The sequence below is a fragment of the Bradyrhizobium commune genome (assembly GCF_015624505.1).
Lineage (GTDB): Bacteria > Pseudomonadota > Alphaproteobacteria > Rhizobiales > Xanthobacteraceae > Bradyrhizobium > Bradyrhizobium commune.
Genome location: NZ_CP061379.1, coordinates 1,234,069 through 1,257,608 on the forward strand (window position 1 = coordinate 1,234,069; position 23,540 = coordinate 1,257,608).

The following is a 23,540-nucleotide window of genomic DNA, read 5'->3' on the forward strand; positions in this document are numbered from 1 at the left end:
CCGGACCCACGGAGAAGGCAAATGCCCGACGCAAACGGAAAGAAAGTCGCAATCGTCACCGGTGGCTCGCGCGGGATCGGCGCTGCGATCGCCGAACGGCTCGCTGGCGACGGCTTTGCGGTCGTCATCAACTACGCAGGCAGTGCTGCCGAAGCGGAGGCATTGGCCGGCAAGATCGCGCAGGCCGGAGGCCGGGCCATCACTGCGCAGGCGGATGTCAGTGATCCCGCGGCCGTCGCGCGCCTGTTCGATGCGGCGGAAGCCGCGTTTGGTGGTGTCGATGTGCTCGTGAACAATGCCGGCGTGATGCGGCTCTCGGCGATCGCTGATGCTGACGATGCCGTCTTCGACAGCCAGATGGCGATCAACTTGAAGGGCACCTTCAACACGCTGCGCGAAGCGGCGCGCCGGCTGCGCAATGGTGGCCGCATCGTCAACCTGTCATCGAGCCAGGCCGGCATCCTGTCCCCGACCTACGGCATCTATGCCGCCTCCAAGGCCGCGGTCGAAGCGTTGACGCACGTGCTCGCCAAGGAACTGCGCGGCCGCAACATCACCGTGAATGCGGTCGCCCCGGGACCGACCACGACAAAACTGTTCCTCGACGGCAAGTCGCAGGAGCTGATCGACCATCTCGCCAAGCTCGCGCCACTGGAGCGGCTCGGCGAGCCCAAAGACGTCGCGGCCGCCATCTCGTTTCTCACCGGCCCGGATGGCGGCTGGATCAACGGTCAGGTGCTGCGTGCCAATGGCGGTGTCATCTGATCCTTCAAAAACCCGACGCCCTGGCCTCAGCGCGTCGGGTGGAATGAATGAGTATCAATCCGTGATCCCAACGCCGTCCTTGTGACCTGTATGTCACTGGATTTCCATTCCGGAAAACTACCGCAACGGAACCGGGCATACGACTGTCTCCGGTTTGCGCGACCTACGCGCCGCCGCCCGGCTCGAGCGCTTCGCCCATCTCCAGCGGATGCGCCATGGTCTCGTGCAGCGCATCGCGGTCGAGCTCGCCTTCGGAGATGCTGATGACGACACAGGCCACGCCATTGCCGATCAGATTGGTCAGCGCACGGCACTCGCTCATGAACTTGTCGATGCCGACCAGGATCGCGATCGACTGGATCGGAATATCGGGCACGATCGAGAGCGTGGCGGCGAGCGTGATGAAGCCGGCGCCGGTCACGCCAGATGCGCCCTTCGAGGTGATCATGGCGATGCCGAGAATGCCGAGCTCCTGCCAGATCGTCAGATGGGTGTTGGTCGCCTGCGCCAGAAACAGCGTCGCCAGCGTCATGTAGATGTTGGTGCCGTCGAGGTTGAAGCTGTAGCCGGTCGGAATCACGAGGCCGACCACCGATCGCGAGGCGCCGAGATGCTCCATCTTCTGGATCATCTGCGGCAGCACCGTCTCCGACGACGAGGTGCCGAGCACGATCAGGAGCTCGTCCTTGATGTAGGCGATGAAGCGCAGGATCGAGAAGCCGGCGAGCCGCGCGATCGAGCCCAGCACGATCAGCACGAACAGGATGCTGGTGAGATAGAACGTGCCGATCAGGGCGGCGAGGTTGAGCAGCGAGCCGAGGCCATAGGCGCCGACAGTGAACGCCATCGCGCCGAACGCGCCGATCGGGGCCACGCGCACGATGATGCGGATGATGCCGAAGAACATCTTTGCCGCCTTGTCGACGGCCTCCGCGATCGGCTCGCCCGCCTTGCCGAGGAAGGCGATGGCGAAGCCGGAGAGGATCGAGACCAGCAGCACCTGCAAAAGGTCGCCGCGTGCGATCGCGCCCACATAGCTGTCGGGGATGATCGCCATCAGATGGGCGACGATGCCGTCCTCCTTGGCCTTGGTGACGTAGGTCGCGACCGACTTCGGGTCGATCGTCGCGGGATCGATATTGAAGCCGTGCCCGGGCTGGAGGATCTCGCCGACCAAAAGACCGATGGCGAGCGCGACGGTCGAGACAGTCTCGAAATAGATCAGCGACTTCAGCCCGACCCGGCCGACGCGCTTGAGGTCGCCCATCGAGGAGATGCCGTGCACCACGGTGCAGAAGATCACCGGCGCGATCATCATCTTGATCAGCGCAATGAAGCCGTCGCCGAGCGGCTTCAGCGCCTTGCCGAGATCCGGATAGAAATAGCCGATGAGCACGCCGAGCGCGATCGCGATCAAAACCTGGACGTAGAGAATCCTGTACCAGGGCTGATGCCGGCGATGGACGGCTGGCTGGATCGCAATCTGTGTCATAATCGGAGCCCCGGAACGCAATGATCTTGCATGATTTACATCATGTGATGATCGCCGCATAAGCAACAATCACATTTTTGTCGGATCGCACGAAGATCAATCGCTGCACCGCACTTTCGCCGCTTACCAGCCGTGTGGAATGAATCCCAGGGATGCGTGGGGTGGATGGAACAAAACGCACCGCTCGTCGATGATGAGCCATTCCGGAGAGAACCCATGTCGCAAACCGATCGCTCGACCTCGTTTCCCTCGCGCCTCGTCGGCCAGTACGCGCTGGTCACCGGTGCCTCGCAAGGCATCGGCCGTGCCGTCGCCATCCGCCTCGCCCAGGAGGGCGCGACCGTCGCCATCAATTATCTCGATCATCCCGAGCGGGCCGAAGAGACGCTCGCACTGGCGCGGACGGCATCGAGCGACCGCGGCCATGGCAAGCTCGACCATGTCATCGTCAAGGCCGACGTCAGCAATGAGCAGGAGGTCGGTGCGATGTTCGAGACCATCCTGGCGCGCTGGAAGCGTCTCGACTGTCTCGTCAACAATGCCGGCTTCCAGAAGGAATCGCCGAGCGAGGCGCTCGACGTCGAAACCTATCGCCGCATCATCGACGTCAATCTCAACGGCGCCGTGCTCTGTGCCCAGAAGGCGCTTGCGCATTTCGTCGCGCGCGGCGGAGGCGGCAGCATCATCAACTGCTCCAGCGTCCACCAGATCATCCCGAAGCCCGGCTATCTCGCTTATTCGATCAGCAAGGGCGGCATGGCGAACCTGACGCGCACGCTGGCGCTCGAATTCGCCGGCCGCGGCATTCGCGTCAACGCGGTCGGGCCAGGCGCGATCGACACGCCGATCAACGCGGCCTGGACCGGCGACGCCGACAAGCGCGGCGTTGTCACCAGCCACATTCCGCTCGGCCGCGTCGGCACGCCGGAAGAGATCGCCGCCGTGTTCGCCTTCCTCGCCTCCGATGATGCGAGCTACATCACCGGGCAGACCATCTATGCCTGCGGAGGCCTGACGCTCTACCCGGAGTTTCGCGAGAACTGGGCGAGTTGAGGCGTGCGCTGACAATCTCTGCTGGAGATCAACGGGTAGTCGGCTGTTCGAAGCCGGCAATCAGCTTCACCAGTTCGCTCTGGCGTGCGGTTCCGGTCTTGCGGAAGACGTTGTGAAGGTGGGTTTTCACCGTCGCCTGCGACAATCCCAGTAGATCGGCCAGAGCCTGCACACCGCTAACCTTCATGATGGCGTCGAGCACGCGGATTTCACTCGCCGTGAGGCTGTACAGCTTTCCCAGCGCCTCCAGCGGCGGCGGGCTGGCCGGCGACGTCCGGCGAACGAACACCGCCGCAACCGCCGAATGCACCGCGCCGGCCCGTTGGCGGTCGCCTGCCGTCAGAGGCAAGACATGCGCGAACCAGCGGCGTGCGGGTGAATCCGAAAGCGGTATCGCCGCGCCTTGGCCGCCAGCCATCAGGTCGCCGCTCTCGGCTGCCGCCACGAGATCGCGGAGCAAGCGCTGCGCGTCGGGCGCGACGGCCGTCAACGCTCCGCGCCGCTCGTACAGCAGCGCGCCCTCGTCGAGCATGGTGCGCGCCAGCCCATTCAGGAAGACGATCCGGCCGTTCAGCCCCAACAGGAAGATGGCGGCTTCGACATTGTTGAGCGTTTCGGTGAGGACCGCCTGTGCGGTCTTGCGTTGATCGAACAACCGGCCGATCGCAACCGCGCGCTGAAAATGCGGCACGATCAGCGCCGCCCGCTGTCTCGCCGCGTCATCGACGATCCCGTGCGTGTTATCCCTGCGGATGTTGAGCACCGAGGAACTGGTCGTACCCTTTTCCAGGTTGACGCAGATGACGTCGGCGATCCCCTGCGGTTCGACCCATTCCCTGTGGAAGCGTGTATCGAAAAGCTCCGCTTCGGGAACGATGTCGGTCGGCGTGTAGATCAATCCGGATTCGATGAAGGTTGCCGCCGGAAATACCGGGTTCATCGGCATGTATCTCTCGAAATACAGCCGCGTGTAATGTGGGTCGTCGTTGAACAAATGCAGCGCGGCCGAACTTTCGCTGGCGACATCGTGCCAATACAGTACGGCCGAAGAGCCGCCGACGAAATTGCAGGAGCGCTCCAGCGCCCGCATCCAGAAGGTCGGATCAAGTGCGGCGTCGTAGATATCGCCGATCAGTTCTGAGAGCATCGAGGCTTCAGACGTCACGGACAACCTAAATCGTATCGAGCATGCATTCGCGATATTCTCGGCATTTGCGCCTGACGGCAGCAGCGTCACGCGCGGCTGCAACGGTCCTCGTGAATATTGCAAAATATTTCCGAAGTTTCAAAGGCCAGATCGTGACGCTCGGTTCATGGCTTCTGCCGCTTCTTTGGGCATTGTGACAGATGTTCCCAGCGCCGATTGAACGATCGGCATACGTCCCTGCGGTTTCCTGGAATTCCCCGCCATCCCGAAAAGCGCGGCGTCGGTATCAGCCACATCCCGCTCCTCAATCGTCCCGGCGCGCGCGCTCGTGCGAAGCTTCACGATGCAATACAGCAACAGTCGGAAGAAACCGGCCGGTCGGCGCTCCACCCACAGACGAACTCAACCGAACAGTTGATGTCATGTCTGGGGCCCTGTCCCACAGTTGCGGCAACTTGGACCAGTGGAGAGCGACTAGATGCCAATCAGCCGGCGGCAATCGGGGGCGACTGATGGGGTCAGTTTGGACCGCTCTTCGTCCCGCATTGACCGCAGCGCTCCGGGCATGACCGCCGTGCTGGTCAACCTGGCGGCTCTCGCGGCCATGGCCTTGCTCCTCGGAATGTCTCCGGCCGCCGCCCAGTGCTATTCCAGCGGAAGCTTTTTCGTGGGCACCTGCAACGCCCAAGGGACCCCCGGCGCCAACGCGATCGCAGTCGGCAATTTGACCCGGGCCGACAATGACTCCACCGCCTTTGGCGACCACGCAGTAGCGCTGAATGAAAGCGCGACGGCGGTGGGCCATGACGCGGTGGCGGGGTCCTTCGGTGTGTCAATGGGCACAAATGCCGGTCTATCGACGCTTAACGAAGGGGTCACCAGCATCGGTACCAACTCCAATAGCGCGGCGGCCGGCGCGGGCCCCTGGAGCACGGCAATTGGCGCGGGTATCACCGGCACCGGCCCCAGTTCGTTAGGAAGCTACAGTGTAGCGATCGGGGGTGGCGACGGTTTCCTCGGAACGACCGGCGCGACGTCTGGCGGCTTCGCATCCGTCGCGATCGGTGTGAGCAGTTCTTCCGGAGGTGCCCAGTCGACCGCCGTCGGGACCGCAGCGAACGCCAGCAACACCAACTCAGTCGCGGTGGGCAACGCCGCGACGGCAAGCGGCACCAATACCTTCGCCGCAGGCAACAACTCCCATGCGACCGGGGCAAGCGCTGTCGCCATCGGCGATGGCGCGACCGCGGGCACCGGCGCGAATGCGATTGCCATCGGCACCCGCGCGGTTGCGACCGGATCGATCGCCATCGGCGCAGACTCGGCGGCGACGCTCGGCAACACCGCCGTCGGCGATGGAGCGAAGGCAAGTGCCGCCGCGGGCAGCTCCGCATTCGGCAATGGTGCGGTCGCTTCGGCATCCAATGCCACCGCGATTGGCACCAGCGCCACCGCAGGCTTTGCGAACTCCACAGCGATCGGGGCCGGTGCAACGGCCACCGCCGCCAATCAGGTCGCGATCGGCGCCGCAGGCAACACCTATCGCTTGGCGGGCGTCGCGTCCGCGGCCAGCCTCGCGGCGCAGAGCGGGCCGGTGTCCTTCGTCACCACAGATGCCGCCGGCAATCTCGCGACCTCGAGTTTCGATCCGGCGAGCCTTACATCGCTTCAGTCGCAGTTCACCTCCTTGCAGTCACAGGTGACCTCGTTGCAGTCGCAGGTGATGGACAACCGGCTCGAGGCGCGCACCGGTACCGCGGTCGCTCTCGCGGCCGGTTCGATGCCTGCCTTGCAGGCTGGCCGCAAATTCGCGCTCTCCGCCGGCTACGGCAATTTCGAGGGCGCCAACGCGTTCGCGGTCGGCGCAACCGCACTGCTCTATGACGGCAAGAGCTATGCGATCATCGCCAATGCCGGCGGCGGCATTGGGCTCGAGCGCAATGTTGCAGGCGGGCGTGGTGCTGTCTCGATCCAGTGGTAGGAAGAACGCATTCGCCATGGCGCTGCGCTGGTTGAGTGCTGGACTCGGTCTTCCGATCCTTGTGCTGCTGATTCTCGGCGCGGTGACGACATCCGCACAGCAGACGCGTCCGCAGCCGCATCAGGCGTCGCCACAACAGCAGCAGGCAGCCAAGCCGGCCAATATCGATCGCAACGGCGTGCTGATGTTGATACGGTCGACGCTGCTTGCGGTCGATCAGGCCAACAAGACCGGCAACTACACCGTGCTGCGCGACCTCGGCGCTCCCGGCTTCCAGGTCAACACCGCGGCCAGGCTTGCAGAGATATTCGCCAAGCAGCGCGGCGACAAGCTCGATCTCTCCGGCGTTGCCGTCATCGATCCGCAATTGTCGTTGTTGCCGCAGATCGAGCCGAACGGCTTGTTGCACATGGCAGGATTTTTCCCGTCGGTGCCGTCGCAGGTGAATTTCGAACTGTTGTTCGCGCCGGTCGAAGGACAATGGCGCGTGTTCGGCGTGTCGCTGTCAGTCGGACAGTCCGCGCCGGTTGCGCCTGCCGAGCCTGAAACCGCGCCCGGCAAGGCCGTGGTCTCGCAAAAGCAGGCTGCGCCGTCGAAGGCAGGCCTGCCTTCGAAACAGCCCGTGCCGTCCGCAACGCAATGATCAGCCCGCGCACGGGGTGATCTGGCAAAGCCTGACGGCGCAGATTACATTTGCGCCATGTCAAACCCTCCGCTCCAGGACTTCGTCGGCCGGCACGAACGTCTGTTCGTGCTGACCGGCGCCGGCTGCAGCACCAATTCGGGCATTCCCGATTATCGCGACAGTAACGGCAACTGGAAGCGGACCCAGCCGGTCAATTTCCAGGCCTTCATGACCGAGGCGCATACGCGCCAGCGCTATTGGGCGCGCAGCCTGATCGGCTGGCGGTGGTTCGGCCAGGCCCGCCCGAACGACGCACATCGCGCGCTGGCCCGGCTCGAGGCCAACGGCCGCTGCGAGATGTTGCTGACCCAGAACGTCGACCGGCTGCACCAATCCGCCGGCCACCGCGAGGTGATCGACCTGCACGGCCGGCTCGATCTGGTCCGCTGCATGGGGTGCGGGGCGAAGACGCCGCGCAGCGAATTCCAGGACGCGCTTGGCCGTGCCAACGCGGCATGGCTGACGCTCGATGCCGCGCATGCGCCGGATGGCGATGCCGATCTGGAGCATGCGGATTTTGCATCGTTCAGGGTACCGGCCTGCGAGTCCTGTGGCGGCATCCTCAAGCCCGACGTCGTGTTCTTTGGCGAGAACGTCCCGCGCGACGTGGTCGCCACCGCGCAGGATCATCTCGCGCAGGCCGATGCGATGCTGGTCGTCGGCTCTTCGCTGATGGTCTATTCCGGCTTCCGCTTCGTGCAGGCGGCGGCGCACCGGCAAATCCCGATCGCCGCGGTCAATCTCGGGCGCACCCGTGCCGACGATCTCCTGACGCTGAAAGTCGAACAGCGCTGCGAAGCGGCGCTTGCATTCCTGCTCTGAACGCGCGCAGGGCGAACACGCCTTGCCTATTGCATAGGTGCCAAGCAGAATAGCCGGGCGCGGCGCTGTCGCCATGCCCGATGGCACGGAAATTGCTGCGTTTTCACCTCGAATCTTGACGATCAGCCGGAGAATTTTGGAATGCTTGAGGGAGCCGAAGTACGGCTTGCCGTGGATATCGGTGGCACGTTCACCGACATCGTGCTGGACGTGGGCGAGGCCCGCAAAACGCGCAAGGTACTGACGACGCCGCAGCGTCCCGAACAGGCGGTGCTGGACGGCATGCGTCTCATTCTCACTGACGCACACGCGCATATCAGCGACATCGACGTCTTCATTCACGGCACGACGCTCGCGACCAACGCGATCATCGAGCGACGCGGCGCGAAGACCGCGTTGATTGCGACAGATGGTTTCCGCGATGTGCTCGATATCGGCACCGAGAGTCGCTACGACCAGTATGATCTGACCATCGACAAGCCGAGGCCACTGGCGCCGCGCAGCCTGCGCTTCACCGTGCCCGAGCGCATCGACGCGCACGGAGCCGTCCGCCTCCCGCTTGACGAGACGGCCGTGCGTGCGCTTGCGCCAAGATTGCGCGAGCTGGGTGTGGAAAGCGTCGCGATCGCCTTCCTGCATTCCTACGCCAACTCCGCGCATGAGCGGCGCGCAGCCGCGATCCTTGCCGAGGAGATGCCCGGCATTTCGGTGACAGTGTCATCGGCCGTGTGTCCGGAAATCCGAGAATACGAGCGCACGTCGACGGCGGTTGCGAACGCTTATGTGCAGCCGCTGATCGACGGCTATCTCGCGCGGATGGCCGATGCCTTGCAGGTCGAGCAGTTCCGCGGCGCCATCTATCTGGTCACCTCCGGCGGCGGCGTCACCTCGATCGAGACGGCGCGGCGCTTTCCGGTGCGGCTCGTCGAATCCGGCCCCGCGGGCGGCGCGATCTTCTCGGCGCAGATCGCAGCGCGTCTTGGCGAGAGCAAGGTGCTGTCGTTCGACATGGGCGGCACCACCGCAAAAATCTGCCTGATCGAAAAATACCAGCCGGAGACCTCGCGCGTGTTCGAGGTCGACCGCGCCGCCCGCTTCCTCAAAGGCTCCGGCCTGCCGGTGCGCATTCCCGTGATCGAGATGGTCGAGATCGGCGCCGGCGGCGGCTCGATCGCCCATGTTGACGCGATGAAGCGCGTCACCGTCGGCCCCGAGAGCGCCTCGTCGGAGCCGGGACCGGCTTGCTATGGCCGCGGCGGTCAGCGTCCGGCGGTGACCGATGCGGACGTTGCGCTTGGCATGATCGATCCTGATGCCTTTGCGGGTGGAACGATCAAGCTCGATCCGGAGCTGTCGAAGCAGGCGCTGCTGCGCGCCGTCGGCGAGCCGTTGGGTCTGTCGGCTGAAACCGCAGCCTATGCCGTGCACGAGGTCGTCTGCGAGAATATGGCGAGCGCGGCGCGCGTGCACGCGGTCGAGCGCGGTGAGATTGTGGGCCAGCACACGCTGATCGCCTTCGGTGGCGCTGCTCCCTTGCACGCGGCGCGGGTCGCCGAGAAGATCGGCGTTTCGCGGGTGATCGTGCCGTCGAATGCCGGCGTCGGCTCGGCGGTCGGATTCCTCGCGGCACCGATCGCCTATGAGCTGGTGCGCAGCCGTCACGTCCGGCTCGACGATTTCGATACCCAGGCAGTCTCCGACCTGTTGCTGGAGATGGCCACCGAAGCGCGTGCGCTGGTCGAGCCAGGGGCAGCCGGCGCGCCGATGCGCGAACGCCGTGCCGCGTTCATGCGCTATGTCGGCCAGGGCCACGAGATCACGGTCGAGCTACCGAACCGGCCGCTGACCTCCGCCGATCTCGCCGGACTGCGCCAAAAATTCGAGGCAGATTATTCCGCGCTGTTCGAGCGGTCGATTCCGGGTGCGGCGATCGAAGTCCTGAGCTGGTCGGTGCTCGCAACCACCGATGCCCGCAATCCGACCGTTGTCGCCGCCGTCACGCGCAAGCCTGCGGCCAAGGCCTCCGGCAGCCGAAAGTTCTTCGACGGCCGCGCTGGCGAGGTGATCGAGATCCCGCTCTATCGGCGCGAAGACATGGCGCCCGGCGCGACCATTGCGGGCCCCGCGGTGATCGCGGAGGACGAGACCTCTACTTTTGTGTCGACCAGTTTCGACGCGCATATCGACGGTGCCGGCAGCATCGTCATGGAACGGAAGGCGGCCTGATCATGAGCAAGGCAAAAGGCGCGAGCCTGATCGACCTCCAGATCATGTGGCACCGGCTGATCGCCGTTGTCGAGGAGCAGGCGCAAGTGCTGCTCCGCACCGCGTTCAGCCCGATCGTGCGCGAATGCGGCGACCTCTCGGCCGGCGTGTTCGACCTCAAGGGCCGCATGCTGGCGCAGGCGGTGACCGGCACGCCCGGTCACGTCAACTCGATGGCGGAATCGGTCAAGCACTTCATCGCCCATTTCCCGATCGAGACGATGAAGGAGGGCGACGCCTACATCACCAACGATCCCTGGATGGGCACCGGCCATCTCAACGATTTCGTCGTCACCACGCCCTGCTTCAAGGACGGCAAGCCGGTCGCGCTGTTCTCTTGCACCAGCCATCTCATGGACATCGGCGGCATCGGCTTCGGGCCCGACGCCACCGACGTGTTCATGGAGGGGCTCTACATCCCCATGCTGAAGCTGATCGACCAGGGCGTCGTCAACGAGACGCTGATGGCGATGATCCGCACCAACACGCGTCTGCCGATCGACACCGAGGGCGACACCTATTCGCTCGCCGGCTGCAACGATGTCGGCTGCGAGCGCCTGGTCGAGATGATGACCGAGTTCGGCATCGACACGCTCGACGAGCTCGGCGACCACATCTGCGACCGCTCGCGCGAGGCCGTTCTCGCCGAGATCGCCAAACTGCCGAAGGGCAGCTGGCGCAACACCATGGTGGTCGACGGCTACGACGCGCCGGTGACGCTGGCCGCGACGCTGACGATCTCGGATGCGGGCATCCACGTCGATTTCGACGGCACCACGGGCGCCTCGAAGTTCGGCATCAACGTGCCGTTGTCCTACACCACAGCCTATACCGTGTTCGGCCTCGGCTGTGTCGTCGCCTCGCAAATCCCGAACAATGCCGGCTCGCTCTCGCCGCTGACGGTGTCGGCGCCGGCTGGCGCCATCCTCAATGCTCCGAAGCCGGCGCCGGTAGCGTCGCGCCACATCATCGGCCAGATGCTGCCCGACGTCGTGTTCGGCTGCCTGCGCCAGATCATTCCCGAGCGCGTGCCGGCGGAAGGCACCTCGTGCCTGTGGAATCTCAACGTGCGCGGACAAACGCGCTCGGGCGCCGGCGGCAATTACGGGTTCTCGATGGCGGTGACATCGAATGGCGGCACCGGCGCGCGCTTCGGCAAGGATGGATTGTCCGCGACAGCCTATCCCAGCGGCGTGCGCGGCACGCCGGTCGAGATTGCGGAGACGCAAACCCCGCTGATCTTCTGGCGCAAGGAGCTGCGTCCGGATTCCGGCGGCGCAGGGCGCACCCGCGGCGGCCTCGGCCAGATCATCGAGGTCGGCAGCGGCGTCGATGCGCCGTTCGATATTCTCGCCGCGTTCGATCGCATCGATCATCCGCCGCGCGGACGCGACGGCGGCCAGAACGGCGAGGCCGGCTATGTCGGGCTGAAGTCGGGCAAGAAGCTGCGTGGCAAGGGCTTTCAGCAGGTGCCGCCGGACGATCGCCTCGTGGTGCTGACGCCCGGCGGCGCCGGCATCGGCGCTCCCCGTGAGCGCGATCGTGCGGCCGTCAAGGACGACATCGAGAGTGGCCTCGTGTCTTCAGAGAATGCGGTTGCGGTTTATGGGTTCGCGCAGTGATGAGCCGGGAAGCTTGCGCATTGGCAAACGGAGAGACGGAATGATCACGCGACGGAACTTCACCGCGGGTGCAGCGACGCTGCTTGCCGCAAGCCAAATCCCGACCCGCGCGCGCGCCGCGACGGTAAGCTGGGACATGTCGACGGTCTGGCCCGACGGCAATTTCCACACCCAGAACGCCTTTGCCTTCGCCGAGGAGGTCAAGAAGCAGACCGAGGGCGCGGTCGCGATCACAGTGAAAGCCGGCGGTCAGCTCGGCTTCAAGGGGCCGGAACATCTGCGCGCCGTGCGCGATGGCCTGGTGCCGCTCGCCGACGTGCTCAACATCCAGCAGGTCGGCGACGAGCCGTTCATGGGTGTCGAGAGCATCCCGTTCCTCTGCGGCTCGATGGACGAGCTCAAGGTGCTGCATAAATATGTGCGGTCCGAATACGAGAAGGTCGCCGCGCGCAACAACCAGAAGATCCTCTACATTGTGCCTTGGCCGACGCAGTATTTGCACCTCAAGGTCAAGATCGCCGACGTCGACGGGTTGAAGAACATCAAGATCCGCGTGCCCGACAAGGGCGCTGTCGACATGCTCTCTGCGATTGGCATGGCGCCGGTGATGATTCCCTGGGGTGAGACGATCCCCGCACTGGCCTCGGGCGCGGTGTCGGGCGTCTCCACCTCCGCGGTGTCGGGCGTCGACGGCAAGTTCTGGGAGTTCCTGAAATACATCTACCCGACCAACCACGTCTGGTCGTCGCAGATGCTCACCGTCAATCTCGACTCCTGGAAGGCGCTTTCGACCGATCAACAGAACCTCGTCGCCGGTATTGCGGCCAAGATGGAGCCGACCTTCTGGGCGAACTCGCTCAAGGCCGACGTCGACAGCCTCAATCGCCTCAAGGAAGGCGGCATGGAGGTGATCCCTGTCTCGGAGGCGATGATGACAGACATCCGCGCCAAGACCGCGCCGCAACTCGACGCCTTCCTCAAGCGCGTGCCCGCGGCCGACAAGCCGGTGCGGGCTTATCTCGCCGAAATGAAGCGCTGAGGTCTGGCCGTGGTGAGTCTCTCGCCCGAAGCTCCGCAGAGCCTCAATGCAGCGGCGCCCGCGCCGCTGCGCATCCTGCTCGACGGTATCGACCGGCTCGGCCGGCTCGATGGCTGGATCGGCGGCGGCTGCCTGCTGACGCTGACGCTGCTGATGCTGTGCGAGGTCGCAACCCGCTTCCTCTCGAACTTCCTCTCGTTCTTCCCACCGACGATCTCGATCGCCTGGGAATACTCCTCCTACCTCATGGCGGCGTCCTTCACCTTCGGTGCTGCCATGACGTTGCGCGTCGGCGGCCACATCCGCGTCGTGCTGCTCTTGAAGAACGTGCCGGCACCGTTTCGGCGCGCGATCGAGGTTCTCTCGGCCGCGGCCGGCTTCGCCTTCATGACGTTCCTCACCTCGTCCATGGCGAAGTTCGCCTTCGGCGCCTACGTTCGCGGCCAGGTCTCGACCTCGAGCGACACCCCGCTGTGGTTTCCGCAAGCGGTGGTCACCTTCGGCATGCTGCTGCTGACGCTCCAGTTCCTGGCGCGCGCGATCCAGGCCGTGCTCGGCCTGCCGCTGGAGGATCACCGCATGAAGGCCTCTCCCGTCGAATGACCCTGCGTGCTCGCTATCGGATCTGAGATCGTATGACCATCGAAGTCGTCGCCCTGTTCGCGATCCTGTTTGCGCTGCTGGCTTGCGGCGTGTGGATCGGCCTCACGCTTGCGCTCACCGCGACGCTGCTGCTCGCGATGTTCCGCTCGATCCCGCTCGACAAGCTGTTGCCGCAATACGCCTGGAACATTTTGACGACGCAGGAGCTGCTGGCGCTGCCGCTGTTCATCCTGATGGGCGAGTTGCTGTTTCGCACCCGCCTGTCGCGCTCGTTGTTTCAGGGACTGGCGCCTTGGGCCGGACTTCTTCCCGGCCGTCTGCTGCATGTGAACGTGATCGGCTGCACCATCTTCGCGGCGATCTCGGGCTCGTCGGCGGCGACCACGCAGGTGATCGGCCGCATGTCGCTCAACGAGCTGTTGCGGCGTGGCTATTCCCGCGACATCGCGATCGGCTCGCTCGCCGGCGCCGGCACGCTGGGCTTCCTGATCCCGCCGTCCAACATCATGATCATCTACGGCGTGCTCGGCGACGTCTCCATTCTCAAGCTCTTCACGGCCGGCGTGCTGCCCGGCCTGCTGCTGGCCGCGACCTTCATGGGCTGGGTGATGCTGCACACAAGCCTCGACCGCACCATGGTGCCGGAGAGCGAAGCAAAACTCTCCGAGGTGCCGTGGGGCGAACGCTTTGCGGCGCTGAAGGACCTCGCGCCGGCGCTGTTCCTGATCGCCTGCGTGCTCGGCTCGATGTATGGCGGGCTCGCAACCCCGTCGGAAGCTGCCGCCGTCGGCGTGCTTGGCGCGGCGATTGTCGCCTGGGCGCAGGGCTCGATGTCGCAGCAGGTGATGCGCGACGTGCTGATCGGCTCGGTCGTGACCTGCTCGATGATCGCGCTGATCGTGCTCGGCGCCTCGATCCTCGGCAACGCGGCCGCTTTCCTCGGTATCCCGCAGGCGGTGGCCGCCTTCGTCAAGGGTCTCGGCCTGTCGCCCTTCATGCTGATCGTCGTCCTGATCATCTTCTACCTGATCCTCGGCTGCTTCCTCGACGGCTTCTCGATGATCGTGATGACGCTGCCGATCGTGCTGCCGATCGTGAAGGGGGCGGGCTTCGACGAGATCTGGTTCGGCATCTTCCTGGTGCTGGCCGTCGAGATGGCGCAGATCACCCCACCGGTCGGCTTCAACCTGTTCGTGATCCAGGGCCTGACCGAGGACGGCCTCGGCTATATCGCGCGCGTCACGATGCCGTATTTGATGATCATGGTCGGCTTCGTGCTGCTGCTGACGCTGTGGCCCGGCATCGTGACGATCCTGCCAAGGGTGCTTTACGGAGGATAAGTTCGCGCCGTCTCGACTTTGAGGTCGGGACGGCGTTTCGATCCCTGAGGCTTACGCCGCCGCCTTGTGTCGCGCCTGTTCGATCTTGTAGAGCTCAAACTCCTCCGCGAGCGCTTTCGCGATCGACGGCCGCGTCCGCAGGCGATCGCAATAAGCCTTCAGGTTCGGCCACTTTGCAAGCTCGATCGGCGGCGTCGCCATGGTCCAGTTGATCACCGTGACGAGATAGGCGTCGGCGACGGTGAAGTGGTCGAGCAGGTAGTCGCGGCCCTTCAGGTAGCTGTCGAGGTAATCGAGCCGCGACAGGTTCTTCTCCAGCGCATAGGCCTTGGTTTCCCGCGGCGCCTTGCGGTCGAGCACGGGGATGAACAGGCCCTTGTGCAGCTCGGTGCCGATGAAGCAGAGCCATTGATGCAGGCGCGAGCGCTCGACGCCGGGCGACGTGCCGAGACCGGACTGCGGAAAACGATCGGCGACATATTGCAGGATCGCGGCGTTCTCCGTCAGCACCACGCCCTCGTCGGTGCGCAGCGCCGGCACCAGGCCGATCGGGTTGATGGCGCGAAAGTCGGAGCCGTCCTTCAACACGGTCTTGGTCGGAGCATCGACCTCGAAAAAGTTCGCGTCGGCGCCGGCCTCGTACAGCGAGATTCGGGTCGCCATCGAACAGGCGAGCGGCTGAAAATAGAAATCCATCTGTAGCCTCCTTGGCAATTCCCTGTGGTGTCGCTCAACCTGGCCAGATTGATTTTTGTACCATCTTGCATAATATGGAGGTGGTCAAGGATTATTTGCGAAATGGTACAAAAATCAAAGCCGCCAGCTGCTGCCAATGAACCCGAGCACCGCGGTGAGCCTAAGCGCCGCGGCCGCCCGCGCGCTTATGAACCCGACGTCGCGCTTGGCAAGGCGCTCGACCTGTTCCGCAGGCAGGGATTCGCCGCGACCTCGCTCGACGATCTCAGCGAAGCCACCGGCATGAACAGGCCGAGCCTCTACGGCGCTTTCGGCGACAAACGCGAGCTCTACATCAAGAGCTATCAGCGCTACCGCGAGGAAGCACGCGCATCGATGGTCGAAATTTTTCGCCAGGAGATGCCGGTGCGCCAGCGGCTCGAGCGCATCTACGCGTCCGCGCTGAACATTTATCTCTCCGGCGAGACCGGCCCGCGCGGCTGCTTCACGGTCGTGACGGCAGCCTCCGAAGCGGTCGGCGATCCCGAGATCCGCGCCATGGTGCTGGAGGGGCTCACCGAGCTCGACAAGGCGTTCGCCATTTGCTTCCGCCGCGCCAGGGAGAAGGGCGAGTTGCCCGAGAGCGCCGATCCCGCCGTGCTGGCGCAGCTCGCTTCCGCCACCGTCCACACCATCGCAATCCGTTCGCGTGCGCGCGTCCCGCGCAAGGAACTGGAGGCGATCGTGAAGGGGGCGATCGACGTGATGGTGGGGGTCAGACTCTAACTGTCGTCCGGGCCTTCGCCGGGACGACAGCGAGTACGTAGTGCGATCCCGCCCGGACTTACGCCGCCCGAATCTGCGCGAGGAAACGATCCACCTCGTCGCGCAGCCGCTGCGATTGTTTTGACAGCTCGACCGCCGAGACCAGTACCTCTTCCGCGGCCGTGCCCGTCGCGGCGATGCCGTCGGTAACGCCGGCGATGTTCTGCGAGACTTCGCCGGTGCGCGCGGCGGCCTGCTGGACGTTCTGCGCGATCTCCTGCGTCGCCGTGCCCTGCTGGCCGACGGCGGCGGCAATCGCGGCCGAGATTTCGTCGACCTGTTGAATCGTCGCACAGATCGACTGGATGCCGTCGACAGCACCTGTGGTCTCGCCCTGGACGGCCGTCACCTGCGCGCCGATTTCTTCCGTCGCCTTCGCGGTCTGGGTCGCCAGCGCCTTGACCTCGGAGGCGACCACGGCAAAGCCGCGGCCGGCTTCCCCTGCGCGCGCTGCTTCGATCGTCGCATTCAGCGCCAAGAGATTGGTCTGCCCGGCGATACCGTTGATGAAGGAGACGACGTCGCCGATCTTTTGCGCGGCGTCCGCCAGGCTCTGCACCCGTTCGTTGGACTGCCGTCCGTCACTTGCGGCCTTGCCGACCACCTCGGTTGCGTGCGCGAGCCGGCGGCTGATCTCGGTCATCGACGACGACAGCTCTTCGGCGGCGGCAGCCACCGTCTGCACGTTCTCCGAAGCGAGCGCCGAGGCCGACGACACCGCGCGCGTTTGTTGCCGCGACTGGTCGACGATGTCCGACATCGAGCGCGCGGTGTGCTCCATCTCGACCGCCGCCGAGGACACCGTGGTGACGACGTCGCGGATGCTGGCCTCGAAATTGTCGGCAAGCGCTGCGAAGGCGCGCCGTTTTTCCGCTTCGGACTGCGCCTTGGCCTCGAGCTGGTCGGCCTGAAGCTTGTCGAAGCTCACCGCGTTGTCGCGGAACACCGCGACCGCCTTTAGCATCGCCCCGACCTCGTCATTCGCCTTGCTGGCGGGCAGCGTCACGTCGAGCCGCCCGTCGGCGAGCTCGCGCATCGCCGAGGTAATGGACAGGATCGGGCGAGAGATGCTGCGGGCGATCAGATAGCCGACGATCGCTGCGAGGATCAGCCCGAGCGCGGCGATGCCGATCGAGAGCATCCATGCGCGGTCGGCGGAGGCCTCGTAATCGGCGTTGTCCATCACGAGCTCGACGGCGCCGAGCGGCTTTCCGGAAAAGTCCTTGATCGGTCCGAGCAGCGCTGCGACCGGCGTGGCGTCGAGCCTGGCCTGCTTCACCGTGAAGCCGCCGTCGGTGGCGCGGGCGTAATCGGCCGTATCGAAGAAGCTCGTGCCCTTCAGCGTGCCGCCGAACACCTTGAAGCTCGAGCCGTCGGCGAGATGGAAGGCGACGTCGACATGGCGGTTGGTCTTGAAATCGTCGAGGAAGGACTGCCCGAAGGTCAGGCCGAATTCCACCGAGCCGAGATGCTTGGTCCCTTGCGCGATCGGCACCACGCCGCGGATACCGAGCCCGGCCACGCCGCCTTCGAGGCCGACCACGACCTTGTGTTCCTGATTGGCAATGAGAACGGTTTTGCGGAAGCCGGAGAGATCGTCGCCGAACTTCGCCGCCTGGTGCACGCGCAGGAATGAGGTCGCCGGCGGCACATGGAACTGGAACTGGTCGACGCCATACTCGGACTTGGTCGCGGCAAACACCGGCCCGAATAGGCGCATCAGCGCCTCGCGGTCCTGCTTCGCCATCGCCTCCTGCGTTGCCGGCATCGCGGCCACGACCGCGCTCATCGCGGCGGCGCGGTGGGATTCTTCCGCGATCCGCGACAGCAGCGCATCATAATGGCTGCGCAGCTCGCGCTGGTCGGCGCGGTCGATGATGCCGGCGATGATCCACATGGCACCGACGACGGCAAACAGCGCGGTCGCCGCCGCCGTCACCGCCAGCGCAACCGTGATCCGCATCCTGAGGCCGAGGCTCACCCGCATGTCCCACTCGTTGTTTGAGCGTTGGTTAACAACGCCTATCAACTTCTCGCTAAGAGAGGGTGAACGGGACGGGCGCGCGGGTGGTTGTGGGGGGTGGGGACGTTGAAGCGCCTAATACCCCCGCGCCCGATCCACCACGTTCTCCAGCGCGCCTCCCGCCTCGAACCGCGCGATCTGCTCGGCGACGTAGGCCGAGATGGCGTCCGCATCAGTGTCAGCCGCGTTGTGCGGCGTCAGCAGCACTTTTGGGTGGGTCCAGAACCGGCTATCCTTTGGCTGCGGCTCCTGCACGAAGACGTCGAGCGAGGCGGCGCCCAGCGTGCCGTCGTCGAGGCAGGCCAGGATGTCGGCCTCGTTTTGCAAGCCGCCGCGGCCGGCATTGATCAGCACGGGTGCGCCGAACGGGCCCTTGCGGTGAAGCTTTGTAAAGACGTCGCGGTTGAGGATGCCGTGCGTGTCAGGCGTCAGCGGCAGCAGGCAGACCAGAATGTCGGTTGCGCGCAGGAAGGCGTCCATCCCGGCGGTGCCGTGAAAACATTCGACGCCGTCGATGGTGCGCGGGCCACGGCTCCAGCCGGTGACGCGGAAGCTGAGCCGCCGCAGCACGTTTGCGGCATCGGCGCCGAGCGCGCCGAGCCCCATGACGCCGACGGTGACCGCGCTCGCCGGCCACTGATATTTCGGTTCCCAACGTTTTGCGTGCTGCGAGTCCCGCAGATAGAGCTCCTGACGGTGGTGCATCAGCACATGCAGCACGACATATTCGGTCATGCGGTTGGTGAGATCAGGCACAGCGACGCGCACCAGCGGCACGTCAGGCAGGCTCTTGTCCGCCATCAGCGCATCGACTCCCGCGCCGAGATTGAAGACCGCACGCAGGTTCGGGAACGCCTTGAGATCGCCCGGCACCGGCTTCCACACCGCGGCATAGTGCACCTCCGTCGGATCGAGCCCGGCATCGGGCAGCAGCACCACGCGGCGGTCGCCGCAGACCGCATCGAAACGGGCCTTCCAGCGCTCCGGCAGCCAGTTCTGCTGCGTGCTGTTGATCAGGACGGCCAGCGTACCTTTGGTCATTCGAAGTGCCTCGTCGCGTTCAGCTTTTTGGTGGCCCTCCTTGGCACGATCCGTCGGATTTTTCTTGCAATTTTTTTCCGCAGCCGTGTCGGGGCGGGGCATAGTGGATCGTCTTCAAAACAAGAGGTCGGGGAAGGGGCTGCCCATGCTTTATGCGATCCTTTGCTATCATGACGAGGACTTCGTCGGCTCCTGGAGCAAGGACCAGGACGAGGCCGTGATGAAGAAGCTCGCCGTGGTACAAGAGAACCTCGCGAAGCAGGGGCGGCTTGGCCCGGTGGCGCGGCTGTTGCCGACCACGGCGGCGGCGACGTTGCGCAAAGAGGATCCGCCGCTGGTGCTCGACGGCCCCTATGCCGAGACCAAGGAGCAACTGCTCGGTTTCTACATCGTCGACTGCAAGAATCTCGACGAGGCGCTCGACGTCGCCCGAGACCTCGGCGCGGCCAATCCCGGCGGCGCCTATGAGGTCCGCCCCGTCGGCGTGTTCAGGCCGGGAGGAAACCTGACGTGAGCGATACCGATACCGCCTGGATCGAGACCGCGCTGACCTCGGCGCGACCTCAGGCGGTGGGTGCGCTGCTCCGCTATTTCCGCGATCTCGACACCGCCGAGGAAGCCTTCCAGAACGCCTGCCTGCGGGCGCTGAAAACCTGGCCGCAGAACGGACCGCCGCGCGATCCGGCGGCCTGGCTGATCATGGTCGGCCGCAATGTCGCCATCGACGAGGTGCGCCGGACCCGCAAGCAGCAACCGTTGCCCGAGGACGACCAGGCGATCTCCGATCTCGACGATGCCGAGGGCGCGCTCGCCGAACGGCTCGACGGCTCGCATTATCGCGACGACATTTTGCGACTGATGTTCATCTGCTGCCATCCGCAACTGCCGGCGACGCAGCAGATCGCGCTGGCGCTCCGCATCGTCTCGGGCCTGACCGTGAAGCAGATCGCGCGCGCCTTCCTGGTCTCGGACGCCGCGATGGAGCAGCGCATCACGCGCGCCAAGGCCAAGGTCGCCGAGGCCGGGACGCCGTTCGAGGCGCCCGGCGCGATCGAGCGCTCCGAGCGGCTCGCCGGCGTCGCCGCGATGATCTATTTGATCTTCAACGAGGGCTATTCGGCGAGCGGTGACACCGCCGAGATCAGAAAGCCGCTCTGCGAGGAAGCGATCCGCCTGGCGCGGCTGCTGCTGCGCCTGTTCCAGGGCGAGCCGGAGATCATGGGGTTGACCGCGCTGATCCTGCTTCAGCATGCGCGCAGCGCCGCGCGCTTTGCATCCGACGGCTCGCTCATCCTGCTGGAGGACCAGAACCGCTCGCTGTGGAACGGCACCATGATCGCGGAGGGATTGGCGCTGATCGACAAGGCGATGCGTCATCGTCGCAGCGGTCCCTACCAGATCCAGGCCGCGATTGCCGCGCTGCATGCGCGCGCAGCGACGCCGGACGAGACCGACTGGACCCAGATCGACCTGCTCTATGGCGCGCTCGAAGTGGTGCAGCCCTCGCCCGTGGTGACGCTCAACCGCGCGGTCGCGGTCTCCAAGGTGCGCGGGCCGCAGGCTGCGCTCGAGCTGATCGAGCCGCTGGCACCGAAGCTCGCCAACTATTTCCATTTCTATGGTGTGCGCGGCGCATTCCTGATGCAGCTCGGCCGCAACGACGAGGCGCGCATCGCCTTCGATCGTGCCATCGCGCTTGCCAACACCTCGGCCGAAGCCGCCCATATCCGGATGCATATCGATCGACTGATCCGGGATAGCCAGCCTCACGGAACCAATGGCGGTACCAGGCAGGGCGCCAAGGCCAAGTGACGGCCAAAAAATCGTTCCGTCAGTTGTCGGCCCCAGCTCGCCCCCTTCGTCCTTAGCCCGTATCCAGGGAGCCATTCATGCTGAAAGCCATTGCCATCATCGCGATCGTGCTCGCCGTCGGGATCGCGGCCATCCTCGTTTTTGCCCTCACCAAGCCCGATACGTTCCGTGTCGAGCGCTCGCTCGCCATGAAGGCGCCGGCCGGTGCGATCTATCCGCTGGTTGTCGATTTCCACCGCTGGACCGGCTGGTCGCCCTATGAGAATCGCGATCCGGCCATGAAGCGCAGCTTCGGTGGAACCGAGCAAGGCAAAGGTGCGACCTATGCCTGGGACGGCAACAACAATGTCGGTGCCGGCCACATGGAGATTCTCGAAGCCAGCACACCGTCGAAGCTGCGCATCAAGCTCGATTTCGAGCGTCCCTTCGAAGGCCACAACACCGCCGAGTTCACCTTTGTGCCGCAAGGCGATGCCACACTGGTCACATGGGCGATGTACGGTCCGGCCCCCTTCATATCCAAGCTGATGCAGGTCTTCATCAACATGGACAATATGATCGGCAAGGATTTTGAAACCGGCCTCGCCAGCCTGAAGAAGCTCACCGAGAGATAACGCCCCAAACGCCTAGACAAGATAAAGGAGAGAAACGATGCTCAATCCCTATCTGTTCTATCAGGACACCTGCGAAGCGGCTTTCAACTTCTACGCCAAGGTTCTCGGCGGCAAGATCGAAATGATGCTGCGTGCTTCTGAGGGACCGCCGGACATGCGGCCCTCGCCAGGTCGCGAGAAGATGATCATGCATGCGCGAATGTCGCTCCCTGGCGGCAGCGTGTTGATGGCCTCCGACGCGCCGCCCGATCACTTCAACAAGCCGCAGGGCTTCTCGATCTCCCTGACGGTTGCGGACCCCGCGGAGGGCGAGCGCAAGTTCAACGCGCTCGCAGATGGCGGCTCGGTCACTATGCCGTTCAGCAAGACCTTCTGGGCCAAGGGCTTTGGCATGTGTGTCGACAAGTTCGGTATTCCCTGGATGGTGAATTGCCCGGCCGAAGGAATGTGAGAGCAAGTCTAAAGCATTGAGTCGCGACGCCCTCTCCCCCATTTTGGGGAGAGCGCGTCGCGAAGCACCGCGATCAGGTCGCCACTGCACGCGTTAATGGAACCGCTTCGTCGGTGATTGAACGTGGCTTGTCGTATACAATGGCGCAACTATGCCTTGTGGATGCGATCGCATCGCACAACATTTGGCGAAATATTGGGCTGTAAATTTTCGCCCGGAATCGCTAATTGTATGTCACAAAATCTACAAACTAGGGTGGACGTGACTTGGAAGGGAGCGGCCGATGGCGGCGGCGCTACAAATCAATTTCGCTCTTTGGGGGATGCTCATCTGCGCCAGCATGAAGATGGCGCCGGTGATATGGGCGCATTTCTTCTAGAAAAGCAGCCAGCTTGTGAGCGCGACGGCGCCTTCGCCGAGCGCGTAGATCCAGCCGACGGTCGCGATGGCGGTGGCACCCAGGAACGTCGCCGTAAAGACGTGTTCCCCCGCTCTCTGCAAGAGAGACGGTTGAGCTTGTGAATCAGCGTGTCCGTCGGTGCTGATGCTGGTCATGACTGATCTCCGCGGACATCCCTGTAGCTTGGCGCAAGCTATGCCAAACCAACTTGGCCTTAGTGTGACGCGGTTCACAGATGTCGCGAATTTTTGCCGGCGTGAGCGCGCGGCTCGTCAGCTGGTCAACATCGCGATCAGCATGAAGCCAACGCTCATCACAACAACGATGGGAACCACGTAGTTGTGTGACGACCGTGGCGACTGGGGCTTTCGCCAAGGTAGCGGCTCATTCGTGTCGTCGACATGCTCGAAGTCGGCAGGTCCGAACGGGGCGTAGGCAGGCTCTAGGCGCTCGTGTTCGAAGGGCTCATCGACGGGTTGCAGAGGGGCGAGCGGAACCTGCGTGCTGGAACCGCTGTACTTCACATAGAGTTCCAGCAGCCGAAGCTCGGACGGCAAATCGAGCCGTCCCTCGCGATCACGCCGGGACAGCACCTCGAATTCAAGAGTTTCCTCGGAACTCAGCGGGCCAAGCACGATGCGCCCCTGATCCGACATGCGGTAACGAAAATCGATGGGCTGCATGCGCGCGACCCGCCTTGAAAAATGAACCGATCTCAAAAAAAATACCAGACCATCATAGACGGCGGCGAAGATTTTAGAAAATGCGTAAATTGGGCAATGGTTGCCGAGCGGATGAGCTGATTTACTATATCCGATCGGCTTTTTGCCCAACCATCGGACAAAGCCCCCGTCCTTTCAAGTGAGGACGCGTGCCGGACAGGCG

The 23,540-nt window shown here is 64.3% G+C and carries 22 protein-coding genes; 15 read left to right on the forward strand and 7 right to left on the reverse strand.

All coding sequences use genetic code 11. The annotated features are described in order from the left end of the window. Nucleotides 1-21: 21 nt before the first annotated feature. The gene (locus IC761_RS05905; RefSeq protein WP_195802349.1) at nucleotides 22-765 is read left to right on the forward strand and encodes an SDR family oxidoreductase; all 744 of its coding nucleotides are present in this window, start codon (nucleotides 22-24) and stop codon (nucleotides 763-765) included. 163 nt (nucleotides 766-928) lie between these two features. Here the strand turns inward: IC761_RS05905 and IC761_RS05910 are convergent, their stop codons facing one another. After that, entirely contained in the window at nucleotides 929-2,257 is a 1,329-nt protein-coding gene (locus tag IC761_RS05910) for a dicarboxylate/amino acid:cation symporter (protein WP_195802350.1), read from the reverse strand. Nucleotides 2,258-2,473: 216 nt separating this feature from the next. Between IC761_RS05910 and IC761_RS05915 the strand changes: the two genes are divergently transcribed. After that, complete coding sequence (locus tag IC761_RS05915; RefSeq protein ID WP_195802351.1) at nucleotides 2,474-3,310, forward strand: SDR family oxidoreductase; 837 nt, start codon at nucleotides 2,474-2,476, stop codon at nucleotides 3,308-3,310. A 28-nt stretch (nucleotides 3,311-3,338) separates the two neighbouring features. On the opposite strand, the gene IC761_RS05920 is transcribed toward IC761_RS05915, so the two are convergent. After that, the gene (locus tag IC761_RS05920; RefSeq protein WP_246791440.1) at nucleotides 3,339-4,547 is read right to left on the reverse strand and encodes a helix-turn-helix transcriptional regulator; all 1,209 of its coding nucleotides are present in this window, start codon (nucleotides 4,545-4,547) and stop codon (nucleotides 3,339-3,341) included. Nucleotides 4,548-5,022: 475 nt separating this feature from the next. Between IC761_RS05920 and IC761_RS05925 the strand changes: the two genes are divergently transcribed. The 8 genes from IC761_RS05925 (at nucleotide 5,023) to IC761_RS05960 (ending at nucleotide 14,814) form a co-directional block, all read left to right on the forward strand. Beyond that, nucleotides 5,023-6,438: a YadA family autotransporter adhesin gene (locus IC761_RS05925; protein ID WP_195802352.1), complete on the forward strand. Its 1,416-nt coding sequence runs from the start codon at nucleotides 5,023-5,025 to the stop codon at nucleotides 6,436-6,438. Nucleotides 6,439-6,454: 16 nt separating this feature from the next. After that, a complete protein-coding gene (locus tag IC761_RS05930; RefSeq protein ID WP_195802353.1) occupies nucleotides 6,455-7,081 on the forward strand; it encodes a hypothetical protein in 627 nt (208 codons plus the stop codon). Between the two features lie 57 nt (nucleotides 7,082-7,138). Beyond that, nucleotides 7,139-7,945, forward strand: a complete 807-nt coding sequence (locus IC761_RS05935; RefSeq protein ID WP_195802354.1) for an NAD-dependent protein deacetylase — start codon at nucleotides 7,139-7,141, stop codon at nucleotides 7,943-7,945. A gap of 141 nt (nucleotides 7,946-8,086) precedes the next feature. After that, nucleotides 8,087-10,171, forward strand: coding sequence for a hydantoinase/oxoprolinase family protein (locus IC761_RS05940; protein ID WP_195802355.1), 2,085 nt, complete (start codon nucleotides 8,087-8,089; stop codon nucleotides 10,169-10,171). Between the two features lie 2 nt (nucleotides 10,172-10,173). Beyond that, nucleotides 10,174-11,832 (forward strand): hydantoinase B/oxoprolinase family protein, encoded by a 1,659-nt coding sequence (locus IC761_RS05945; RefSeq protein WP_195802356.1) that lies wholly within the window; start codon nucleotides 10,174-10,176, stop codon nucleotides 11,830-11,832. 40 nt (nucleotides 11,833-11,872) lie between these two features. Beyond that, entirely contained in the window at nucleotides 11,873-12,871 is a 999-nt protein-coding gene (locus tag IC761_RS05950; protein WP_195802357.1) for a TRAP transporter substrate-binding protein, read from the forward strand. A 9-nt stretch (nucleotides 12,872-12,880) separates the two neighbouring features. After that, nucleotides 12,881-13,474 (forward strand): TRAP transporter small permease subunit, encoded by a 594-nt coding sequence (locus IC761_RS05955; protein ID WP_195802358.1) that lies wholly within the window; start codon nucleotides 12,881-12,883, stop codon nucleotides 13,472-13,474. A gap of 32 nt (nucleotides 13,475-13,506) precedes the next feature. Beyond that, nucleotides 13,507-14,814: a TRAP transporter large permease gene (locus IC761_RS05960; RefSeq protein WP_195802359.1), complete on the forward strand. Its 1,308-nt coding sequence runs from the start codon at nucleotides 13,507-13,509 to the stop codon at nucleotides 14,812-14,814. Between the two features lie 51 nt (nucleotides 14,815-14,865). Here IC761_RS05960 and IC761_RS05965 read toward each other — a convergent pair whose 3' ends face one another. Further along, on the reverse strand, nucleotides 14,866-15,510 hold the full coding sequence (locus tag IC761_RS05965; protein WP_195802360.1) for a glutathione binding-like protein: 645 nt from the start codon (nucleotides 15,508-15,510) through the stop codon (nucleotides 14,866-14,868). Between the two features lie 102 nt (nucleotides 15,511-15,612). On the opposite strand from IC761_RS05965, the gene IC761_RS05970 reads away from it, so the two are divergent. Then, complete coding sequence (locus tag IC761_RS05970; RefSeq protein ID WP_195802361.1) at nucleotides 15,613-16,275, forward strand: TetR/AcrR family transcriptional regulator; 663 nt, start codon at nucleotides 15,613-15,615, stop codon at nucleotides 16,273-16,275. A gap of 58 nt (nucleotides 16,276-16,333) precedes the next feature. Here IC761_RS05970 and IC761_RS05975 read toward each other — a convergent pair whose 3' ends face one another. Next, a complete protein-coding gene (locus tag IC761_RS05975; protein WP_195802362.1) occupies nucleotides 16,334-18,301 on the reverse strand; it encodes a methyl-accepting chemotaxis protein in 1,968 nt (655 codons plus the stop codon). A gap of 111 nt (nucleotides 18,302-18,412) precedes the next feature. Further along, on the reverse strand, nucleotides 18,413-19,378 hold the full coding sequence (locus IC761_RS05980) for a 2-hydroxyacid dehydrogenase (protein ID WP_195802363.1): 966 nt from the start codon (nucleotides 19,376-19,378) through the stop codon (nucleotides 18,413-18,415). A gap of 145 nt (nucleotides 19,379-19,523) precedes the next feature. Between IC761_RS05980 and IC761_RS05985 the strand changes: the two genes are divergently transcribed. The 4 genes from IC761_RS05985 to IC761_RS06000 all read left to right on the forward strand — a co-directional run bounded on the left by IC761_RS05985 (nucleotide 19,524) and on the right by IC761_RS06000 (nucleotide 22,255). Further along, nucleotides 19,524-19,892, forward strand: coding sequence for a YciI family protein (locus IC761_RS05985; RefSeq protein ID WP_195802364.1), 369 nt, complete (start codon nucleotides 19,524-19,526; stop codon nucleotides 19,890-19,892). After that, complete coding sequence (locus IC761_RS05990; RefSeq protein WP_195802365.1) at nucleotides 19,889-21,190, forward strand: RNA polymerase sigma factor; 1,302 nt, start codon at nucleotides 19,889-19,891, stop codon at nucleotides 21,188-21,190. Before IC761_RS05985 ends, IC761_RS05990 begins: the two co-directional genes overlap by 4 nt. A gap of 77 nt (nucleotides 21,191-21,267) precedes the next feature. After that, the gene (locus IC761_RS05995; protein ID WP_195802366.1) at nucleotides 21,268-21,804 is read left to right on the forward strand and encodes an SRPBCC family protein; all 537 of its coding nucleotides are present in this window, start codon (nucleotides 21,268-21,270) and stop codon (nucleotides 21,802-21,804) included. Between the two features lie 37 nt (nucleotides 21,805-21,841). Then, nucleotides 21,842-22,255, forward strand: coding sequence for a VOC family protein (locus tag IC761_RS06000; RefSeq protein ID WP_195802367.1), 414 nt, complete (start codon nucleotides 21,842-21,844; stop codon nucleotides 22,253-22,255). Nucleotides 22,256-22,630: 375 nt separating this feature from the next. On the opposite strand, the gene IC761_RS06005 is transcribed toward IC761_RS06000, so the two are convergent. Next, nucleotides 22,631-22,810 carry a hypothetical protein gene (locus IC761_RS06005; RefSeq protein ID WP_195802368.1) on the reverse strand — a complete coding sequence of 60 codons (180 nt, stop codon included), beginning with the start codon at nucleotides 22,808-22,810 and terminating at the stop codon, nucleotides 22,631-22,633. A 117-nt stretch (nucleotides 22,811-22,927) separates the two neighbouring features. Next, nucleotides 22,928-23,488 carry a hypothetical protein gene (locus IC761_RS06010; RefSeq protein WP_246791441.1) on the reverse strand — a complete coding sequence of 187 codons (561 nt, stop codon included), beginning with the start codon at nucleotides 23,486-23,488 and terminating at the stop codon, nucleotides 22,928-22,930. Nucleotides 23,489-23,540 lie beyond the last annotated feature (52 nt).